General features: G+C 60.7%; 12 protein-coding genes and 1 pseudogene. 8 read left to right on the top strand and 5 right to left on the bottom strand.

Annotated elements, in window-relative coordinates; all coding sequences use genetic code 11:
- The 4 genes and pseudogenes from DWU98_RS21960 to DWU98_RS11045 all read left to right on the top strand — a co-directional run.
- Positions 1-196, top strand: a 196-nt coding sequence (locus DWU98_RS21960; protein ID WP_230474803.1) for an XAC0095 family protein, incomplete at its 5' end; no start/stop codon positions are given.
- Positions 197-651: 455 nt separating this feature from the next.
- Entirely contained in the window at positions 652-1,455 is an 804-nt protein-coding gene (locus tag DWU98_RS11055; protein ID WP_196239500.1) for a sulfotransferase family protein, read from the top strand.
- Positions 1,456-1,739: 284 nt separating this feature from the next.
- Positions 1,740-6,137, top strand: a pseudogene (locus tag DWU98_RS11050) (beta strand repeat-containing protein); the annotation flags it as partial.
- A 1,449-nt stretch (positions 6,138-7,586) separates the two neighbouring features.
- On the top strand, positions 7,587-8,315 hold the full coding sequence (locus tag DWU98_RS11045) for a DUF3471 domain-containing protein (RefSeq protein ID WP_158545039.1): 729 nt from the start codon (positions 7,587-7,589) through the stop codon (positions 8,313-8,315).
- A gap of 34 nt (positions 8,316-8,349) precedes the next feature.
- On the opposite strand, the gene DWU98_RS11040 is transcribed toward DWU98_RS11045, so the two are convergent.
- Positions 8,350-8,769: a DUF1801 domain-containing protein gene (locus DWU98_RS11040; RefSeq protein ID WP_115495630.1), complete on the bottom strand. Its 420-nt coding sequence runs from the start codon at positions 8,767-8,769 to the stop codon at positions 8,350-8,352.
- Between the two features lie 285 nt (positions 8,770-9,054).
- Here DWU98_RS11040 and DWU98_RS11035 point away from each other — a divergent pair, with 285 nt between their 5' ends.
- Complete coding sequence (locus DWU98_RS11035) at positions 9,055-10,782, top strand: S53 family peptidase (protein WP_115495602.1); 1,728 nt, start codon at positions 9,055-9,057, stop codon at positions 10,780-10,782.
- Between the two features lie 200 nt (positions 10,783-10,982).
- Positions 10,983-13,760 carry a glycoside hydrolase family 31 protein gene (locus tag DWU98_RS11030; protein ID WP_115495601.1) on the top strand — a complete coding sequence of 926 codons (2,778 nt, stop codon included), beginning with the start codon at positions 10,983-10,985 and terminating at the stop codon, positions 13,758-13,760.
- A 25-nt stretch (positions 13,761-13,785) separates the two neighbouring features.
- Here DWU98_RS11030 and DWU98_RS11025 read toward each other — a convergent pair whose 3' ends face one another.
- From DWU98_RS11025 to DWU98_RS11015, 3 genes are read right to left on the bottom strand one after another with little or no spacing between them, the layout of a single operon-like run.
- Positions 13,786-15,072, bottom strand: coding sequence for an MFS transporter (locus tag DWU98_RS11025; RefSeq protein ID WP_115495600.1), 1,287 nt, complete (start codon positions 15,070-15,072; stop codon positions 13,786-13,788).
- Positions 15,069-15,386, bottom strand: coding sequence for a hypothetical protein (locus tag DWU98_RS11020; RefSeq protein WP_115495599.1), 318 nt, complete (start codon positions 15,384-15,386; stop codon positions 15,069-15,071). Before DWU98_RS11020 ends, DWU98_RS11025 begins: the two co-directional genes overlap by 4 nt.
- A gap of 54 nt (positions 15,387-15,440) precedes the next feature.
- Positions 15,441-15,887, bottom strand: coding sequence for a MarR family winged helix-turn-helix transcriptional regulator (locus DWU98_RS11015; RefSeq protein ID WP_115495598.1), 447 nt, complete (start codon positions 15,885-15,887; stop codon positions 15,441-15,443).
- A gap of 448 nt (positions 15,888-16,335) precedes the next feature.
- Here DWU98_RS11015 and DWU98_RS11010 point away from each other — a divergent pair, with 448 nt between their 5' ends.
- Positions 16,336-16,950, top strand: a complete 615-nt coding sequence (locus tag DWU98_RS11010; protein WP_158545038.1) for a DUF4142 domain-containing protein — start codon at positions 16,336-16,338, stop codon at positions 16,948-16,950.
- A gap of 343 nt (positions 16,951-17,293) precedes the next feature.
- On the top strand, positions 17,294-19,648 hold the full coding sequence (locus tag DWU98_RS11005; RefSeq protein WP_115495596.1) for an isoamylase: 2,355 nt from the start codon (positions 17,294-17,296) through the stop codon (positions 19,646-19,648).
- 155 nt (positions 19,649-19,803) lie between these two features.
- On the opposite strand, the gene DWU98_RS11000 is transcribed toward DWU98_RS11005, so the two are convergent.
- The gene (locus tag DWU98_RS11000; RefSeq protein WP_115495595.1) at positions 19,804-21,219 is read right to left on the bottom strand and encodes a substrate-binding domain-containing protein; all 1,416 of its coding nucleotides are present in this window, start codon (positions 21,217-21,219) and stop codon (positions 19,804-19,806) included.
- Between the last annotated feature and the right edge of the window lie 390 nt (positions 21,220-21,609).

Genomic DNA, 21,609 nt, shown 5'->3' with positions numbered 1-21,609 from the left:
GATTCAGACCATGCTGAACGTGATGGCCCAGATCGCCCGCGGTGACGCCGACAACGCGAACAACAGCACCACCGTAACGATGAACCGCGTGGAGCTATATCGCGTCTTTCTTCAGATCAGCCAACAGATTGGCGAGGCGCTGGACGAATTGAGGGATGAGAACTGGTTTGGTAATCAGCATCGCACATGGCAGTGATGAGAACACCCACCTGAGGTCTATCGACGGACGAGCTTTCATACCAACATCTGGAGCGCCACCGACCCCGTGATACGTTCGCACGAGGAATTTTTGCCTCTTGATGCCGATCTTCTCGAAAGGCAGATTGCTTATCGTGCGCCGGTCAAAACTGCGATCCGCGATGACCAACTCAACATGCGCACACACCTTCAACAGCAGTGCACACTTGGCACATCTCGTTTTCGGGCTGCTATCGATGTGACAGGATTAGCCCAATAGCGCCGAATGATCGATTCGAAAATGGGTTAGGACCAACCACCCGTTGAGCTTTCTGTAGTGTGTCAACATCAGCTTGAATGGCAGGATTGTAAAACACTGTTAATCCATCGGCGCTTTCAAAAGATTGGTACGTGGGCGAATCTGGATATAAGGTTGACGCCCCATCCTCGAACAGGGAACTACGCGTGCGCTCCATGCACTTCCTATCCGGCCTGCCACGATCGGGCTCCACCTTGCTTGCGGCGCTGCTGCGCCAGAACCCTCGCTTTCACGCGAACATGAGCGGCCCGCTGGCTGGCATGGTCAATGCCATGCTGGGCGAGATGAGCGATCGCAACGAATTTTCGATGTACATCACTAACGAGCAACGCCGGCGTGTGTTGAGTGGGTTGTTTGAGAATTATTACGGCGCGGAATTCAAGGCCGAAGTTATCTTCGATACCAGTCGCACCTGGTGTTCGAAGCTGCCGATGCTGTGCGAGCTTTTTCCGCGCGTAAAAATGATTGCGTGTGTGCGGCATGTGTCGTGGGTCGTCGACAGCATCGAGCGGTTGATCCGAAACAATGCGCTGCAGCCCTCTTCGATTTTCAATTTTCAACCGGGCGGCACGGTCTATACCCGCGCCGAAGGTGTGGCCAATGGGGAAGGCATGGTGGGTTTCGCTTATAACGCGTTGAAGGAAGCGTTCTACGGCGAGCACGCGCAGCATTTGATGTTGCTGCAATACGAAACGCTGGTGCGCGATCCAGCTAAAGCCATGGCGGCGGTTTACGAATTCATTGGCGAGCCGCTGTTCCAGCATGATTTCGATAACGTGCAGTTCGACGCCGAGACGTTCGATCAGCGTGCCGGTACGCCGGGTTTGCACGCGATCGGCAAGAAGGTTCTCGCGCGAGAACGCACAACTGTGTTACCGCCGGATGTCTTTCGCCGTTTCGAAAACGATGCGTTCTGGCTGAATGCGCAGGCGAATGTTCATGGCGTGCGCGTGGTGTGACCCGCATTGTCGTGCGGCTCGCGCCGTAAATGCGCTGAAAGCGTCGGTATGCATGGCATTTTTCTCAGAAGGTTATTGATGCCTTATGAGACATCGGTCACGATGTCGGCGTCGGTGTGTCGACGCATGTGTTGAGCCGTTCGCATACGCCTGCGAACGTTTATGAGTGTGGAGCACTCGCCAGGAGCTTCATCGACAACAACGATCTGACGGATTTTCAGCCGCGGTCGCACTTCCGCCCTGCGACACGGCGCATAGCAGGGGACAATCGAATGAACCGCATCTATCGCCTCGTGTGGAATAGGTCGCTGGCTGTCGTGCAAGTGGCGTGCGAACTCACCTCTACGCATGGCTCGTCTTCCGGTACGTCTGCCAGGCGCACACCGCGCCGCCGTCCGCTTGCCTTGGCGATCGCCAGCTTGGCATTGGCGTGCGCGAGCGCGCCTGCATTAAGTCAGACCTGCACGCCGACCGATCCCTCCGGCTGCGGCGCGCCGGGCGGCAGTGGCCAACATCCCGGCCGTAACAACGATGGCGGTTCGGGCAACGGTACGGGCGGCGATGCCACGTTTTTAGGCTCCAGCGGCACGTCCGAAACCGCAGGCAGCACTGCCGATGCCAGCGGTGACGGCGGCAATGGCGCGGACGGCGTCTATCAGGCCTCGGGTGCTACGGCCCCCGGAGGCACTGGGGGCTTGGCCGGCGCGATCGGATCGACTGGCCTTGATTCATCGGTCAACGGTAACCCCGGCAACCCCGGCACGGCGTCTCCTTCCAACAGCTTTTTTGGCGGCGGTGGCGGCGGTGGCGGTGCGGGGGTTTTCGTCAACGACAGCTCGTCACCCATCGTAGCCAATAGCACGACGATCAACGGCGGCGCCGGTGGTGTGGGCGGCGATGCCACCACTGCCACCAATGCCGATCCGGGCGCGGGCGGCGGCGGCGGCGCCGGGGTGATCATCGGCGCGGGCGCCGGCAGCGTGACACTTACCAACAATGGCACGCTGACCGGCGGTGCCGGCGGGGCGGGCGGCAATGGTGGTTATGCCGGTAGCGGCGGCGGCGGTGGCGATGGCCTGCTGGTGCTCGGCGCCGGCACCAAAGTTACCAATGCCGGAACGATTACCGGCGGCGCTGGCGGCAACCCCGGCACCGCTACGGATGGCCAGGGGGAGGTCGGCGGTTTTGGCGGCGGCGGCACGGGCGTCAACCTGGTCGGTGCGGGCGAAACCCTTATCAACACGAATTCGATCAGCGGCGGTAACGCCAATCCCAGCCCGCTAGGCGGCAACCAGAATGGCACGCCTGGCATCGGCGTGCAGGCGTGGGGCGGCGACTCCGTGACGACCAGCGGCAGCATTGCGGGCGGCAGCAACGGTGCCGGTGGTAATGGCTATGCGGTGCTGTTTTCCGGCGGCGGCAATACGTTGACGATCGAAGCAGGCGCCAGCTTTATCGGCAGCGTCCTCAGCACCAGCGGCACCACCAACGGCGGCGACACGCTGGCGCTGGCCGGCGACAGCAACGGCACCATCAATCCAGGTTTGTTCTCCGGCTTCGCCACCTACCAGAAGACTGGCAACAGCACCTGGACGCTCAACGGTGCCGACACCACGGGCATCAACTGGACTATCGAGCAAGGTCAGTTGACGGGTGACGCCCTTGCGTTCGGAGGCAACCTGACCTTTGCCAACAATAATCTTGGCACAGCGCCATCGGTGGATTTTGATGAGACCGATCTCCTCGGTATTTACTCCCATGTGATCAGCGGCGCGGGCGAAGTGATCAAGGATGGCAACGGTACGCTGGCGCTTTCCGGCGCCAACACCTATACCGGCGGCACCGTTCTTGATGCGGGCGTGCTAGGCATTTCAGCCGATGCCAACCTGGGCGGCAGTGGTGGCGCGGTCATCATCAATGGCGGCACGCTGCAAACCAGCGCTGCGTTCACCACGGCGCGCAATTTCATTATCAACACCGGTAGCAGCCAGCTGGAGACGGATGCCGACCTGACGATATCCGGCAACATCAGCGGCAGCGGCACCTTAAACAAGTTCGGCCTGGGCACGCTCACACTTTCGGGCGCCAATAGTTACACCGGGGGCACGAGCATCTTTGCAGGCACGCTGCAGGGCACCACCAGCAGCCTGCAAGGCAACATCGATGATGAAGCTGCGCTGGCGTTCAACCAGACCGCGAACGGCACCTACACCGGGAATATCTCCGGCGCCGGCAGCCTGAGCGTAGCTGGCACCGGTATCGTGACGCTGGCCGGCACCAATACCTACGCTGGCGGTACGACGATCAGCGGCGGCACCTTGGAGGGGAATACGGCGAGCCTGCAAGGCACTATCACCGACAACGCCGCGTTGGCGTTTAACCAGGCCACCAACGGCACTTACAGCGGTGTGATCGCCGGCACCGGCATGCTGACGAAGGAAGGCACCGGCACGGTGACACTCACGGGCGCCAATACCTACACCGGCGGTACGACGATCAGCGCAGGCACGTTGCAAGGCAATACCACCAGCCTGCAAGGCAACATGATCGACAATGCGGCGCTGGTGTTCGATCAAACCGCCAATGGCACTTACAACGGTGTGATCTCCGGCGCGGGCACGCTGACGGCAAACGGCACAGGCGCGTTGACGCTCGATGGTGCCAACACAATCACCGGCCTCACCAACGTAACGGTAGGTTCCACCTTGATCGTCGGCGACAGCTCGCATACGACGGCAACCGTGGGCGGCGACGTGAGCGTGAATGGCGGTACGCTCAGCGGCTTCGGCACCGTGCAGGGCAGCGTCACGCTTTCCAACAACGCCGCGCTTACACCGGGTGAAGCAGGCGCCATCGGCAGTTTGACCATCGGTGGCGATCTCACCATTGGCGATGGCACGCAGCTCAATTTCGACTTCGGCGCGCCCGGCACGAACTTCAGCACACCGGGCCAGAGCGATCACGTGGTGGTGCAAGGCAACCTGTCGATCGGCAGTACCACGCTCAACGTCAACAATCTCGGCAGCATGGGGCCGGGTTTGTACAACCTGTTTCAGTGGGGCACGGCGCTGGACATCACCGGCGGCGGCTTTGCGCCGCCCAGCGGCATGAGCCTACAGATTCTCACCGTCGACAGGCAAATCAACCTGATCGACACCCTGGGTGTGACGCTGGACGAATGGGATGCGAACGGTCTCGCCAGTCCCAGCCAGATGGGTGGTGGCAGCGGTACGTGGAGTATCTCGTCGAACACCTGGTCCAACACCAACGGCCAATACGTGGGGCCGATGTCGCCGCAACCCGGCTTCGCCATCTTTGGCGGCGCAGCGGGCACCGTCGCGGTGGATGACAGCAATGGCAATGTCAGTGCGCTCGGCATGCAGTTTGTCAGCAACGGCTATCACCTCACGGGCGATGCCATCGACCTGGTCGAGCAGAGCGGTGTCGCTCCGGTGCTTCGCGTGAGCAGCGGCGATACGGCGATCATCGACAACGTGCTGCAAGGCACCGACGGCTTCAACAAGACCGATGGCGGCACGCTGGTGCTGACGGGCACCAACACTTATACCGGCACGACTACGTTGAGCGGCGGCTATTTGTCGGTGTCGTCGGATACCAATCTTGGCGCGAGCAGCAATCCACTGGATTTCGAAGGCGGCACGCTGGAAATCACCGGCACTGCTTTCAACCAGACCGCGCGCACCATCGTCTGGGGCAGCCCCGGCGGCGGTTTCGACATTGATGATGCGAACAACGCGTTCACCGTGAGCCAGACGCTTACCGGCAGCGGCGGCTTGTTGAAGAGCGGTGCGGGGACGCTCGTACTTTCCGGCGCCAACACGTACAGCGGCGGCACCGTCATCGACGCTGGCACCTTGCAGGGCGATACGAGCAGCCTGCAAGGCAATATCACCGACAATGCCACCTTGCTGTTTGCGCAAACGAGCGCCGGCAGCTTCAGCGGCGCCATTTCCGGTAGCGGACAGGTGATCAAGAACGGCGGCGGCACGCTGACGTTGAGCGGCGCAAACAACTATACCGGCGGCACCACCATCAGCGCAGGTACGTTGCAGGGCGATACGAACAGCCTGCAAGGCAACATCGCCAACAATGCAGCACTCGTGTTCAACCAGGTCACCAACGGCACGTATAGCGGCGTTATCAGCGGCTCCGGCAACGTGACAAAAACCGGCTCCGGCACGTTGTTGTTCACCGGCGCAAATGTCTACAGCGGCGTCACCACGATCAGCGCCGGCATGCTACAAGGCAGTTCGACGAGCCTTCAAGGCACGATCGTCAACAACGCTACGCTGGAATTTGCGCAAACCAGCAACGGCAGTTTCAGCGGTGCGATTTCCGGCGGCGGCCAACTCATCAAGAGCGGCAGCGGTACGCTGACATTGATCGGCACCAATACCTATACCGGTGGCACAACGGTCAACAGCGGCACGTTGCAGGGTGATGCGAGCAGCCTGCAGGGCACCATCGCCAATAACGCAGCGGTGATTTTCAATCAGGCCAGCGACGCCACTTTCAGCAACGTGATCAGCGGCAGCGGCAGCCTGACCAAGACGGGTGCGGGCACGTTGATACTCGATGGCGTCAACACTTATACCGGCGGCACCGCCGTCAGCGCCGGCACGCTCGAAATTGGCGACAGCCATTCCTCCAACGCGTCCATCGATGGCACCGTGGATGTGCAAAGTGCAGGCACGCTGCGTGGTCACGGCACAGTCGATGGCAACGTCACCAACGATGGCATCGTGTGGCCGGGCGGATCGATGGGCACGCTTACCATTGCAGGCAATTACACACAAAATGCCGATGGCGCGCTGCAGATCGATGTAACGCCCACGCAATCGTCGATGCTGAAGGTGACCGGCAATGCGAGCCTCGCCGGCACGCTCGATCTGATCTTCGCACCGGGCACGTACAACACCGGCAAGTACACCCTGCTGCAAGCAGGGTCGGTAAGCGGCACGTTCAGTACGGTCAACGGCACCGTGCCGGGAACGATCCAATCGCAACTCAGTTATAGCGCGACCGCCGTCGATCTGACGCTGGCCAATGAATCGGTGATGCCGCTCGACAGCAGTTTGTTCGGAAACCTGATGCGCAGCGTGGACCTGGCCAGCCAGCAGGATCTGGGCTCAGTGCTCGACGTTGCGTTGATGTCCCGCGATACGTCATGCGGTGCCGGCCGCGCGCCCTCGATGCAGAACGTCGCCAGCGCCTGCGGTGGCGGCGCGTGGGCGCAGTACACCGGTTCCAATATCTCGCTCGGCGGTTCCGACGGTTCGAACAGCACCAGCTTCGGCCTGCTTGGCGGCGCCGATTATGCCGTTGGCGATGCGGTACATGTGGGCCTGCAAGCGGGCGTGGGGCAGGTCAACGGCAACGACAAACTCGGCGGCAACGGTCGCGTGGACGATGTGCACGGAGGCATTTATGCCTACGCCAATGCCGGACCGATAGTGCTGTCGGCGGTGCTCGATGCGATGCACAGCGATTACCACTTTAACCGCACCACCGGCGTCGGCACAGCGACGTCCACGCCGGGCGGCAACATGCAATCGGCAGCATTTCAGGCCGCGTGGCCCTTGCAGCTCACGCAGTGGCAGCTCACGCCGAAGGTCGGCGCGCTATACCAGCGGCAGACGCTGGACGGTTTCAGCGAAACACTCAACAGCACCACCTTCACCGCGTCGAATTTCCCGGTCGACGGCACGCGCAGCCGCTATACGGCATTGCAACCGTACGCCGTCATGGCGATCGAACATAGCTTTGTGGCGCACGGCATCACTTACGTGCCTGAAGTGAGCCTGGGCTACCGCTACGACACGCACGACGCGGCGACGCCGATCGTGCAAGTCACCGCGCAGGACGGCACGACCTTCGACCTGCCGGGCAGCGCGCAAGGACGCGGCCTGGGCACCGCGAGCGCACGCATCACGGCGCAGGCCGGTGCATCGTGGAGCGTGTATGCGGACTACCAGGGTTTTTTCGGCAGCCGCGTGCACGACAACGCGCTGAGCTTCGGCTTCACCAAACACTTCTGATGATGCGGCGCCGTGACCACGGTGACGGCCATGTCGGAGTCCGGATCGTTTCTCGAACAAAGGATCAAGATCATGTTGCTGAAACCAGGGAAATGGGCGCGCCTTTCGGCGTTGGCGATGGTGTGTGTGTCGTTGGGCGTGACGGCATTCGCCGCGCAGGTGACACCGCCGGATGTCGCCACGACTTCGGCAGATCACGAGGTGAGCGTGAGCCCGGCTGTGCTTGCCGGCTACGTTGGCTTTTACCGATTCGGCCCGTATTCGGTCATGACGGTGAAATTGGATGGATCGCAGCTTTCGATGCAGCTCACGGGACAGGGATTTTTCCCCATTTATCCCAGCAGCACTAACGGCTTCTTCGCAAAAGTCGCCAATGTGCATCTAAACTTTGTCCTGGATGCGCAAGGCCAACCCACCGCGATGGCGTTTTCCCAGAACGGCAAACACATCAACGCGCCGCGTATCGACGCGGCGGCAGCACAGGGTATTGTGAACGCGCTGCAAGCCCGCGTCCGCGCGCAGCAGCCCTATCCCGACAGCGAGCAGGTCTTGAAGATCGTGCTCTCGCCCAGCTCCGACTCACCGAGGCTGAGTCCGCCATTGGCTCAGGCGCGCCGCAACCAGAAGGCGGCGATCGACGCGTTTGCCGCCAAGCTCGGTCCGGTGACATCGCAGGCGTTCATTGGAGTCACGCCCCAGGGATGGGACAAATATCTGGTCCGCCACGAAAACGGTACGGAGGAAGTGCTGTTTGTGCTCGACTCCGATGGCACCATCGTTGGCGCATTACGTCGTCCTTGACGATCATCTTGCGCGCTTCCTGTTGATAGCAGTGTTATGCCTGCTTGCTCTTGGTCGCTTTCGTTCGCGTCGATTGCGCCGCTTTCTTCTGCATTCGGCTCTGGTTGTGCGCAATCGCCGCACGCACTAGATTTTTCAAGGCGGTTTTGGGGACTTTATCGCCCTCGAGGAAATCGATCGCGCGCCAAGCGCCGCCTTCAAGGCCTGCATTGAAAAGCTTGTCCGGGTCGGCAAGCTTCGCCCCATGCAGAAAGGTGATCTTTACCTTGCTCTTGTGTGCGTTAGCCACCGCGATCATGCCGTCGCGATACCAGACGGGGCTTCCCTTCCACTTCCATTCCTCGACGATCTCGCGGTCGGCTTCGAGGATGGCTTTGCGCAGGCTGGCGAAGGTGGTGCCGCGCCAGTCGTCGAGTTGTTCGATGAGCTGGTCGATGCGTTCGGAGGGATTCATGCTCATGCCTTTGCTGGTCACGAATGGGTTTGCGCAGTCATGCTTGTGTTGCCCCAGCGCGAAATCATGCCGTTATCTGTGACGCGTTTCGCGCCGTACGTAGCAAGTAATTGCGCACGATACCGCAAAAATTTGAGATGTGAAAAAGCGCATTAGTTTCACCTGAAAACGACGAAGTGGGACCTACGCTCCCGCGGCCACTCGGCACCCCTGGGGAGGGGAGCACTGTTGTTTCCTCGATTCTTCGAACGTCACAGACTACTTAACTCACAGGAGTAGATTTCGATGACAAGCACAGATTCGAATGGAACACGTCGTTCAAAGGCACTGGCACGCAAGGCATGCGGTTTGTCGATTGCCATCGCCTTGGCATTCGGTGCCAGCGCCGCGGCGAATGCCGCACAGTTTTACACGCATCACGTGCGTGATGCGGTGAGCAGCCACACCGCACAGCAAGTGGGCGATCTGCCCGCCAACAAGTTGATGAGCCTGAATGTCGTGCTGCCCTTGCGCGATCAGGCCGGCCTGGATGCATTCGTGGCGGACGTCGACAATCCCGCCAGCGCCAACTACCGTCATTTCCTCACGCCGCAGGAGTTCACTGCGCGCTTTGGCCCCACGCAGAACGACTACGACACCGTCGTGCAATACCTTGAGCATTACGGCTTTACGGTAACCGGCGGCAGCCGCGACGCCATGGACGTCCAGATCGTTGGCCCGGTTTCTGCCGTGGAAGCCGCGTTCAATGTGAAGATGCACACCTATCAGCATCCCACCGAGAATCGCACGTTCTACAGCCCGGATCGCGAACCGACCACCTCGCTGGCGATTTCGTTGTGGCATGTATCGGGCCTGGATAACTACTCCATTCCCAAACCGCTATACGTGAAGAAGAGCGACTACGCCGCCGCCCACGGCATCAGCCCCGAAGCCGTGGTGTCGCACGCGACCACCGGTTCGGGCCCATCGGCATCGTTCCTGGGAAGCGACATGCGCGCTGCTTACTACGGCGGCACCGCATTGACGGGCGCGGGAGAAAACCTGGGCCTGTTCGAGTACTACGGCACCGACCTTGCCGACTTGAGCACGTATTTCAGCAATGTGCACCAGACCAACAACGTGCCGGTCACGCTGTTGTCGACCGACGGCACCAGCACCTCCTGCACGGCGTCGAGCGGCTGCGACGATACCGAGCAGACGCTGGACATGACGCAAGCGATCGGCATGGCGCCCGGGCTGGCGAGTTTGACGGTCTATGTCGGCTCTACCGATACCGCCATCATCGGTTCGATGACCACGCATAGCCCGCTGCCGACCACCATCGGTTGCTCGTGGGGCTGGACGCCGGATGATCCTTCTACCCTCGATCCGTACTTCGAGAAGATGGCCGCGCAAGGCCAGACGTTCTTCGCGGCATCGGGTGACAGCTCGACCTGGTCCAGGCGCAATGAAGCATGGCCGGCCGACGACGCCAACGTCATTTCCGTGGGCGGCACGGATCTCACCACCAGCAGCGCGGGTGGCCCATGGAAGTCTGAAACGGCATGGGTGGACAGTGGAGGCGGTATCTCGCCGGACAAGATCGCCATTCCTTCCTGGCAGCAGATCAGCGGCGTGATCAACTCCAGCAACAAGGGATCGACCACCTATCGCAACGGCCCAGACGTATCGGCCAATGCGAACTTCACGTTCTATGTATGCGCCGATCAGACCACCTGCACCGCCAACGATTACGGTGGCACCAGTTTCGCAGCGCCGATGTGGGCGGGCTTTGTGGCGTTGATCAACCAGCAACGCATTGCCGACGGCAAGACGCGCATCGGCAACTTCAATGCGACGGTCTATCCGGAGAATGAATCCGGTGGCGCGCTTACCAGCACCTACTCGACGGATTTCCACGACATCACCAGTGGCAAGTCCGGCAGCTATTCGGCCGTGAAGGGCTACGACCTGGTGACAGGCTGGGGTAGTCCGCAGTCGGGTCTGGTTACGACGTTGGTCAATTCGCCGTAAGCGATCACGATGAAGACACGAAGTGGAGGCCTTTATGGCCTCCACTTTTTGTGTTGGATCGCCAGCGCCCGGCGTTGTTCGTCGCCCCGGCGATAGCCGGCACTGGCGACTTTCCGCTCGAACGCCAAGGGTGTCCCTGGCGCTTGGCGGCGAGTATAAGTGCGGAGTCCTCTTGTACGTGATCCAACAGAGACTCTCGCATGAAACGGTTTCGTTGCTTGATCCTCGTCGCGTTCGCCGCATTCGTATCCACGCCGCTCGTTGCGTATACGCAAACTCAGAGCACCACGACCGTCGTCGCCGGTGATGCACGATTCCAATTTCTGACACCGTCGCTGGTGCGCATGGAATATGCGCCAAGAGGCGCGTTTGTGGATGCGCCTAGCGCGGTGGTGTTGAAGCGCCATTGGCCGGCGGTGATGATCCAATCCTCCCAAGAGAACGGTTGGCTCGTGCTGCGTACGCAACGCATGACGCTGCGCTACCGCCTGAATTCCGGACCATTCACGGCGGATAACGTGCAAGTGATCTGGACCCGGCCTGGCGAGGCACCGCATACGTGGCATCCAGGCCAGATCGATACGCAGAATCTGGGCGGCCTCACTTATTCGCTCGATCACGTCAGCGACGCCAATCTGCCCAAGGGCGAACACGACCTGGAGAGCCCGGTCAAGGACATCATTCCTGGCATCGACATTCCGCTGGAACCGGCCAAACCGGGACTGCTCAGCCGTAGCGGCTATGCGTTCATCGACGACAGCCAGACACCCTTGTGGGACGAAAAAACCCACTGGATAACGCCACGCGCCAAGCCGTATGGGCAAGACTGGTACCTGTTTACCTACCACCACGATTATCGGCAAGTACTTCAAGCGTACGCGCAACTGTGCGGAGGCATACCGATGATTCCGCGCTATGTGCTGGGCAATTGGATTACCGATTTCAATTTTGAATACTTCCCCGATACCGCCGATGCGCATACCGCGGCGTTCCAGCGTTACAACCAGCAGTACCTGGAAAACGAATTGTCGCGCCTGCGCGACCACCACATTCCGTTCGACACATTGGTGCTGGATTTCGCATGGCACAACTATGGCTGGCAAGGTGGTTACGACTGGAGCCCGCTGATTCCGCATCCCGCGCAGTTTCTGACGTGGCTGCATGATCGCGGCATCAAGCTGAGCCTCAATGATCATCCCGGTTATGCCGGCACGGAAGAAAGCATCCTTTCCTTCAGCGACAGCCGCGCACCGGAAGTGTTGAAAGACCTTGGCCGGACGCTACCGCCGGCGGCCACCTTCGACATGGATATGTCCGGCCAGTGGCGCTTCGCGCCCGATCCGCACGACCAGGGCATGTCCGGGCGATGGTTCGCTGGCGATTACGACGACCACGCATGGAAGCCGATCCGTACCGATCAGTCGTGGGAAAAACAGGGATTTCCGCATTACCAAGGCGTCGGCTGGTATCGCACGTCGGTCGATTTGCCGGCCACACTGCCCGATGCGATGTATCTCTATCTTGGCGAAGTGGGTCAGAGCTATCGTATTTTCGTGAACGGCAAGGAGGCCGAGCACACGCACGTGCAATGGCCGCGACGGCTCACCTATACGGATATCAGGCCGTACGTGCATGGCGGGCAACCCAATGACATTGCCTTGCGTGTCGTATCGGGCGAACAGGGCGGCGGTATCTTCCGCGGGCCGGTGGCCATTCGAAATGTGCCGCCACCGAACCGGATCGCCTTCGACCTTTCCGACCAGCAACAGGCCGATGTGTTCATGCGCGATCTGCACGCACCGCTGATGCAATCGGGCGTCGCCGCGTGGTGGGTGGACGGCGGCGGCGGTGCGGCCAACATGCCGGGGCTCAACCCGCAGCTCTGGACGAACAAGGTGTTCTACGATTTCACGCAACAGCTCACCGGCCAGCGCGCTTTCATCCTGGGCCGTTATGGTGACTGGGGCAGCGAACGCTATCCGGGTTTCTTTACCGGTGATACGTATTCGCAATGGCCGGTGCTTGCCTACGAAGTGGCTTTCACCGCACGCGGCGGCAACGTGCTGGTGCCGTATATCAGCCACGACATCGGCGGCTTTCATGGCGCGAAGATCGACTTCGATCTCTACGCACGCTGGATCGAGTTCGGTGCGTTCAGCCCGATCTTGCGCATGCACAGCGCGCATGCCAATCCGCAGGAAGGCAATGTGCGCATGCCATGGGTGTACGGCGACAAAGGCATCGCACTGATGCGCAAATACTTTACCTTGCGCACGCAGCTCATTCCCTACATTTATACCTATACGTGGCTGGCGCATACGCAATCGATGCCGCTGCTGCGCCCGCTTTACTTGCAGTATCCGGATTTGGAGGAGGCATACCGGCATTCCCACGAATACTTCTTCGGCGATGAAATGCTGGTGGCGCCCGTGCTCAGCGCGGACGATCGGCGCACGGTGTATCTGCCGCCGGGCTCGTGGGTGGATTTCTTTACCGGCAAGCACTACCAGGGCGCCCGCTCGTTCACCGCGCACTACGATGTCGATGCAACACCGGTGTTTGTGCGCGAAGGCTCGATCATTCCCGAGCAGCGACGCAGCGATTATTCCGATGCCAAGCCGTTGGATGCCTTGATCCTCAACGTCTACGGCGCAGGCCAAGGGCACTTCGATCTGTATGAAGACGATGGCCTATCGCTCGATTATGTCCAAGGCAGCTACGCGATGACGTCGATGCGTTATGCCAGTCGAAGCGATGGTGCGCACACGCTGACCATCGCTGCCGCCAAGGGCACCTACAAGGGACAGCCCTCGTCACGTTCGTATGTCGTGATCATTCACGGGTTGAGTGAGCCGCATTCGGTCAGTGCCCATGGCAAGCCGGTCGCGCAGTGGCGTTGGAACGAACGGGATGGCACCACGACCGTTACCTTGCCATCGCAGGGTATTCGCGATGGTGTCCAGCTGACGTGGCGGTGATCGAGAAACCGGATCGCGCAACGTGTCAGGTGATTTCCTCGCCGCTGAGGGCGGTGGGAACCGCGTGCCGCATGCTGAAACGCACACGCCCCGCATCAATGCGCACCCGTAAGGCGTGGTATTTCACCAGATAACGGACACCTACCAGCGCGGCGGCAAGCCCCCCCGCCGCGCCGACGCTCATGGACCAGCGTGGCCCGAACGTGTCGGCCACCCACCCCACCACCGGCGCCCCTAATGGCGTGCCGCCGACCGCAATGGCCAGCAGAATCGCCACCACGCGCCCACGCATGGCCGGTTCCGTGGACAGTTGCACCAGGCTATTGGTCGAGGTGGTGAAGGTTTGCGCGCAAACGCCGATCGCCACCAGCGCCATCGCAAAGACCCCATAGTCGGGCGAGAGCGCCGCCGTCGTCAGCCCGAGACCGAACACGGCGGCGGCGGTAATCAAGAGTGGAATGCTCGGCCGTGCGCGGCGCGCGGCGAGCAACGCGCCCATCACCGTGCCGATCGCCAGCGTGGACGTGAGAAAGCCATAGCGCCCCGCGCCCGCGTGAAACACCGTCACCGACATGGTGGAGATGTAGATCGGAAAGTTGAGCCCGAACGTGCCGAACAGAAACAGCATCAGCAACACCGAGCGCAGGTCCGGCCGGTGCCACACATAGCGGAACCCTTCGGTAAGACTGCCGCGCGAGCGGTGCGCCCATGCCTTCACGTGCAGTTCTTCGCGCCGCAGCAGGCTCAGCGCACACAGCACCGCGCCAAACGACGCCGCGTTGAGCACGAACACCCATCCCGTACCCACGGCGGCGATCAGCAGGCCCGCTACCGCCGGCCCGATCATGCGCCCGGCGTTGAACGAGGTGGAATTCAATCCCACCGCGTTGGAAAGATCGTCCTCGCTGACCAGCTCGGACACAAACGTCTGGCGTGCGGGTGAATCGAATGCCGTGACGCAGCCGAGCGCCCCCGCGAAGCTGTAAACCTCCCACAACCGAACCACGCCAGTCACGGTGAGCACGCCAAGTCCCAATGCCAGCAGACCCATCAACGCCTGCGTGACCAACAAGAGCTTTCTGCGGTTGAAGTGATCGGCGGCATAACCGGTCAACGGCAGCAACAAAACCTGCGGACCGAATTGCAACGCCATCACCGTACCCACCGCGGAGGCGTTGTGACGGGTGAGTTGGGTGAGTACCAGCCAATCCTGCCCGATGCGCTGCATCCAGGTGCCGACGTTGGAGACCAACGCACCGCCAGCCCAGACGCGATAGTTGTAACCGCGCAGCGAGCGGAATGTACCTTTCACAACTTGCCGCCGTTGAAGCGTCCGAACTGGTGGGCGAGGAACAGCGCCAACAGCAGCGCCCCCAGCGCAGCTGCGACCATGTCGGCCGCGTCATGCCCATCAAAACTGCCCGCGCGGCGGATCAGCAGGTAACCGACCACCGCGTTGAAGAAACCCCAGAGCACGTTGACGGTGGAGGAAGACAACCCCTGTCCCGGCGGCTTGGCGAACGGCGATTGGAAAGGGCGCCCCATCACGCCGCTGACCACGTGCGGGACGGCGTTGATCAGGAACGCGCCGCCGAAGAAAAGAGCCACATAGTGAAGCCATTGCATAAACGGATCTCCGTAGTGTGTCGCTGGCCTGATGCTGGCGCTCCATCAGGGCGTTCAGGGTTCGACCAGCCGTTTGAGTAGGGGAATCGCCGCGGCGAGCTTTTTTTGCTCCGCAGAGGAAAGCCGTGCCTGAAGCGTGTGGAACAACCAATCCTCCCGCGCCGCGCGGCTGGCCTTGATCCACTCGCGCGCCTTGGGTGTGAGTGACAACACGGTGCGACGGCCGTCGGTAGGATGCGGCGCACCCTTCACCAGCCCTTCCGCCTCCAGCGATGCCACGGTTGCCCCCATCGATTGCGAACGCACGCCTTCGACCCGGGCAAGCTCGGTCACTGTGGCGGCGCCTTCACGCTCCAGGTGGCCCAGCACCGCGACCTGCGACAGGCTGAGGCCGTGCGAGCCGATTTCTTCGCGCAACCGGCGCTTCAGCCGGCCGATCAGTACACGCAACTCGGCGGCGGCGGCCATGATGAGTGCAGGGTCGGGTTTCTCTTTAGCCATGGACGGAAGTTTAGCAGTTAGGAAGTTTACCTACAAAGGTAAACTTCCTATTTTTTGAGCGCCATGGAAGGCGCGTGTCAGGGCGCGGTTGCGCCAGGCGGCCTGCAAGTTCGTGCGTTAACGGGCGCAAGCGCCAATGGCCGGCCTTCCCGCGGCATTCAGGACGAAAAAAGATGAAGGTATGACTTACCTTGGGCAACGCCTGCGGCGGTTGCCGCCGAACTCGCCTCGCCCCGGTTTTCGTTAACGCTTGATCGCGATCCGGTACGCAGGCGATAACGCAAGCCTGAGCTTGCTGAAGCCAAGCAACCTGCTCTGACGCTTCCGCATACTCGCCTGACAATTTCTAAACGAACTTTGAACCTTCTTCCAGTCACATTGGCGTTGTCGGAGCGCTCTGGCTCTGCCATCGGTAGGCGGTCGTATGTACGGTGCAAGGTTCTCCCGGTTGGTCCCTCTCTCGCTCGTGCTTATGTGGCTGGTGCTGGGGGCGGGGCTTGCGCAAGCCGCCGACAACGGCAACTCGCCACTAAACAGTGACGAACAAGCATTCCTTGAACGCGCCATGTCCGACAACGCCAGTCAAATCGCGCTGGCGAAACTGGCGATCGCCAAGTCCATCAACCCGCGTGTGCTCCAGCTCGCCACTACGATCGTTCAGGAGCGCACGGCACTGAACGCACGCATGGCGCAACTCATGCCGAACCAGCGCGCGGCCGGCACACCGATGGCCGGCGACGATCCGACGATGGATCGCCTGCAAGCATTGAATGGCGATGCATTCGACAAGACATTCACCAGCGCGCTGGTGCGCAGTCATTGCCGCGCCATCTCCGCGTATGAAGCCGTAAGGCTCAACGCCTCCAACCTCTCGTTGAAGGATCTGACGCACGAGGCCATTCCCCAATTGCGTGGCGACCTCATGGTAGCGATCGCTGTGCTGCGCTCCTCCGGCTGGACCGCGCCGGCACATCATCCCGAAGCGATCGCCGCCGCCGATACGCATGCCGCCAAAGCCGCCGTGTTCTGGGAACCGATTTCGCTGGTCGCCGCACCCTGGTGATGCACGACTGACGCATTGCATTGACTAACCGCCGCGATCCACATCGCGGCGGTTTTGTTTTGGCCAAGCACAAATGCGTGTGCGTCATGTGAAGACGCGCCATGAATACGTATGCATGCAACCGTTGAATACGTATGCATGCCCTGGTTGCTGCACCGCGATGCTTCCTACCATCCGCCGCACCAGCTACCGCCCAGCCAAATAACGCGTCAGCAGCATCGCGCAATCGATGGGGAGATCGATTCGGCCTTCGGCAGACTGCGGCAACGCAGGCTTTGCACCTGCATGCACTTTAAGGGAACGCGCAAGAACCTCTATCCACAAAGCAGGAGGCATGCCCCGTATGAAGTGTTCGACCATTCTTGCCATGTTGCTGGCATGCGCCGGTCTCGCGGCGATTCCGGCAATGCCCGCGCATGCAGCGATCGACAGCATGAGCCTAGGCGCGAGTTACAACGCGTCGCAAACCCAGATCACGTTTCGTGTCTATTCTGCGCACGCCACGCGCATGGTGCTGTACCTCTACGCCAGCGGCTATGGCGCGCAGGAATCGACCACCGCCGTGATGACCAACGAAGGCAGCGGCATCTGGCAGGCGGTCGTGCCGGTGTCGTCCCTTAAAACGGCAGGCATCACCGGCTCTGTGTATTACGGCTATCGCGCGTGGGGCCCGAACTGGCCATACAACGCGAGCTGGACTAAGGGTTCGTCAGCCGGATTCATCTCCGATGTCGACAGTGCGGGTGACCGCTTCGATCCGAACAAGCTTCTGCTCGATCCCTACGCGCTCGAAATCAGCCAGGACCCGCTCAACGCAAACAACCAGAATGCCGATATCTTCGCCACCGGCGGAGCGGTCGATGCCTCCTTCGGCGTGGCTTATCGCCTGATTGACAGCGGCCCCTACGCACCCAAGGGCATCGTGCTGGCGGCCAGTGGACAAAGCACTGGCACCAAACCCACGCGCGCACAGAAAGACGATGTGATCTACGAAGTGAACGTGCGCGGCCTCACCAAGCAGGACCCGAGCATTCCCACGCAATACCAGGGCACATATTACGGTGCGGGCTTGAAAGCCAGTTACCTGGCGAGCCTGGGTGTGACGGCGGTGGAATTTCTGCCGGTGCAAGAAACGCAGAACGACGAAAACGATGTGATCCCCGATTCGGATGCCGACCAGAACTACTGGGGCTACATGACCGAAGATTACTTCGCACCCGATCGCCGTTACGCCTACAACAAGGCACCCGGCGGCCCGACCGCTGAATTCCAGGCGATGGTGCAGGCGTTCCACAACGCAGGCATCAAGGTGTACATGGACGTGGTGTACAACCACACCGCCGAAGGCGGCACTTGGAGCAGCACCGATCCCACCACCGCTACCGAATATTCGTGGCGCGGACTGGATAATTCCACCTACTACGAGCTCGATTCCACCAATCAGTATTTCTATGACAATACCGGCATCGGCGCGAACTACAACACCTACAACACCGTCGCGCAGAACCTGATCGTCGATTCGCTGGCCTATTGGACCAACACGATGGGTGTGGATGGTTTCCGCTTCGACCTGGCGTCCGTGCTTGGCAACAGCTGCTTGAACGGTGCATACGAATCGGCCGCACCCAATTGCCCCAACGGCGGTTACAACTTCGATGCGTCCGATTCCAACGTCGCCATCAATCGCATCCTGCGTGAATTCACGGTGCGTCCGGCCGCAGGCGGCAGCGGATTGGATCTTTATGCCGAACCGTGGGCGATCGGCGGCAACTCCTATCAGCTGGGCGGTTTTCCGAAGGGTTGGTCCGAATGGAATGGCGAATTCCGCGACAGCATGCGCCAGGCGCAGAACGAACTGGGCAACATGACGATCTACATCACGCAGGATGCGAATGATTTCTCCGGTTCGTCCAATCTGTTCCAGGCCAGCGGACGCTCACCGTGGAACTCCACCAATCTCATCGACATCCACGACGGCATGACGCTCAAGGACGTCTATTCCTGCAACGGCTCCAACAATGACCAGGCATGGCCTTATGGCCCCTCCGATGGCGGCACCAGCACCAACTACAGCTGGGACCAGGGCATGTCCGCCGGCACCGGTACGGCCGTCGATCAACGCCGCGCGGCACGCACGGGTCTGGCCTTCGTGATGTTGTCGGCCGGCACGCCCATCATGCAGGGCGGCGACGAATACCTGCGCACACTCCAATGCAACAACAACGCCTACAACCTCGACTCCACCGCGAACTGGTTGAACTACACCTGGACCACCGACCAGTCCAACTTCTACAACTTCGCGCAGCGTTTGATCGCGTTCCGCGAGGCGCACCCCGCATTGCGTCCGGCGACGTGGTACACGTCCAGCCAGGTGGTGTGGTACGAACCCAGTGGCGCAGTGGCCACCAGCAGCTACTGGAACAACACCAGCAACTACTCCATCGCCTACACGGTGAACGGCTCGTCGTTCGGCGACAGCAATTCGATGTACATCGCCTACAACGGATGGTCCGGCAGTGTCACCTTCACCCTGCCGCCGCCACCCACCGGCACCAACTGGTACCGCGTCACCGATACCTGCGATTGGAACGATGGTCCCAATACGTTCGTCACGCCAGGCAACGAAACCTTGATCGGCGGTGGCGGCGCCACCTACAGCCAGTGCGGGCAATCGTTACTGCTGTTGATTTCCAAGTAGTCACCCGCAAAAAAATGGGAGGGGCTGCATCCCCTCCCTTTCTCTGCATGCTGCAGAAAAATGCGTCACACAACGCCCCGGAAACAACCCGACCGGTTCACCAAAAAAAGGAGGGGGCATGGGCTCCCTCCTTCGTGTGCTGCGCTAAGAACCGATCAGTCAGTCTCGCAACCGCTGATGATGGTGGTGGTCGGAACGCCGGTGTTGGCGGTGCTCAGCAGTGCCAGGCCTTTGCCCTGACCGTACTGGGTCAAGCTCGCGCTGCCGGTGATCGTCGAGTTGAAAGGCGCGCCCAACAAGCTCTTGATGTTCGACAGATCGCCTGAGGGATTGCCTGCCGCATTGCCGACCTCGTAGGAAACGGCAAAGATCGGGTAGATGCCGCCGCCGAGATTGGCGTAGCTGTTCGGATCGACCAGCTCGATGCACTCATTGCTCGGCGCACCCGAAATGGTGGTGAGCGTCGGCTGGCCTTGCGTGCCATACACATTGGACTGGATGACTTCGTTATCCACCACGGAGCTGGTGGGCAGCGCAAACGTGTTGGCGGTGGGGCTGGCCGTGGTGCCGGGGAACGTGTTTGGATCGATGCCGTTGACCTTGGCAAAACCAATGCCCGCCTGCAGCGAGTTGGCCATTTCCGCGTAGCCGATGCTGCCGGCCGTCGCGGCAATCGCCTTGGTCACGGCCGGATTGCCGCTGGAACCGGTCCAGCTGGCCGGCAGCGTGGTGAAGAACTGAGACACTGCGGTGGTAAAGGTCTGGTTGGTCAGGAAATGGTCGCCTGCAGCGTTGGCAGGGCACACAGCGGTCAGGTGGTTGGTGAAGCTGAAGGAGGTGCCGCTGCCATCGGAGCGGTATTGCACGGCGATCGTCGTGGAGGGAATGGAGTCACCCGACTTCAGCGAGAACGCGCTGGCCAGCGTAGGATCGTCCCAGTTGGTCACCGCACCGGAAAAGATGCTGCACAACTGTGCATCGGTGAAGCTGGTATTGGTGTGGTCGAGCACCACACCGTCGGTGGTCTTCATGTTCATGCCGACCACGATGGCACCGGCAACGGCCGGAAACTCCACCGGGAATGCGCTGCTGCCATGGATACTCTGATAGTTGGTGACGTCCGAGGACGCCATCGGCGAATCGGCATAGGCCGCGCTGGGCGTGGTCAGATCGGAACGGCCCACGCCGGTGGCGTCGGCGCCAAAGCCATTGTCCGTATCATTGCCGTTGGCTACCGACGGGCAGGTGTACTGCACGTTGTAGACGTTATTGCCGGGGCCAGGGCTCTTGGCAATGGTTACGCCGGCGAGGATGTCCTTGCCTGCGCCGCTGCCGGTCTGGCAGTAGGAAACCGTCGGGTTACCGCGGATCGCGCTGTAAACAGCAATCAGGGAGCCCGTTCCCGCCGGGAAGACCTGCGTGCTCGTTTGTGCACCTGTACCGACATAGCCGATCGCCGGAAGCGTCGCACCGCCGACCACCAGTGTGGTGGCACTGGCGTGCGACAGGGTTGCCACGGCCAGCGCCAGCGCACCGACCGCGAGCTTAGCCTTGAGAAGTCCGTGATTCATGATGTATCCCCATTGCGCGTTTTACCTCCGGGATTGGAGGCGCGAGTTTTTTTACGCCTGCGCAATGACGATGCAATTAAGTATTGGAGTCCTTGAATATGCCAGAGCAATTACAGAAACGACGCATTGAAATAATATTTAACGTCATATTTTGATGCGCTGTAACGATGTGTGAAGCAAAGCACATCGCGAGATATCCCATGCATTTTTGCGGAGTATTTTCACGCTATCTCTGCATTTGAATTCATATAAAGAAAGTTTTTATCCTCATTGAATTCAATTTTTAAGACACTTTTTATTTCTTCGACGCATTTCTATCAAAAAGTCTTACCTGCCGGAATAATTGCCCGGAGAGCTTCACCCCGCGCGCAAGCCATTCCGGCACAAGCC

Source organism: Dyella monticola (assembly GCF_003363155.1).
Lineage (GTDB): Bacteria > Pseudomonadota > Gammaproteobacteria > Xanthomonadales > Rhodanobacteraceae > Dyella_B > Dyella_B monticola.
This window is presented reverse-complemented; position numbering and strand designations above follow the sequence as displayed.

What these genes read in the sequence shown, in the direction of transcription:
- DWU98_RS11000 (WP_115495595.1), bottom strand. Translation starts at nt 21,219, where the DNA reads ATGAATCACGGACTTCTCAAGGCTAAGCTCGCGGTCGGTGCGCTGGCG.
- DWU98_RS11045 (WP_158545039.1), top strand. Translation starts at nt 7,587, where the DNA reads ATGTTGCTGAAACCAGGGAAATGGGCGCGCCTTTCGGCGTTGGCGATG.
- DWU98_RS11015 (WP_115495598.1), bottom strand. Translation starts at nt 15,887, where the DNA reads ATGGCTAAAGAGAAACCCGACCCTGCACTCATCATGGCCGCCGCCGCC.
- DWU98_RS11030 (WP_115495601.1), top strand. Translation starts at nt 10,983, where the DNA reads ATGAAACGGTTTCGTTGCTTGATCCTCGTCGCGTTCGCCGCATTCGTA.
- DWU98_RS11035 (WP_115495602.1), top strand. Translation starts at nt 9,055, where the DNA reads ATGACAAGCACAGATTCGAATGGAACACGTCGTTCAAAGGCACTGGCA.
- DWU98_RS11020 (WP_115495599.1), bottom strand. Translation starts at nt 15,386, where the DNA reads ATGCAATGGCTTCACTATGTGGCTCTTTTCTTCGGCGGCGCGTTCCTG.
- DWU98_RS11040 (WP_115495630.1), bottom strand. Translation starts at nt 8,769, where the DNA reads ATGAATCCCTCCGAACGCATCGACCAGCTCATCGAACAACTCGACGAC.
- DWU98_RS11005 (WP_115495596.1), top strand. Translation starts at nt 17,294, where the DNA reads ATGAAGTGTTCGACCATTCTTGCCATGTTGCTGGCATGCGCCGGTCTC.
- DWU98_RS11055 (WP_196239500.1), top strand. Translation starts at nt 652, where the DNA reads ATGCACTTCCTATCCGGCCTGCCACGATCGGGCTCCACCTTGCTTGCG.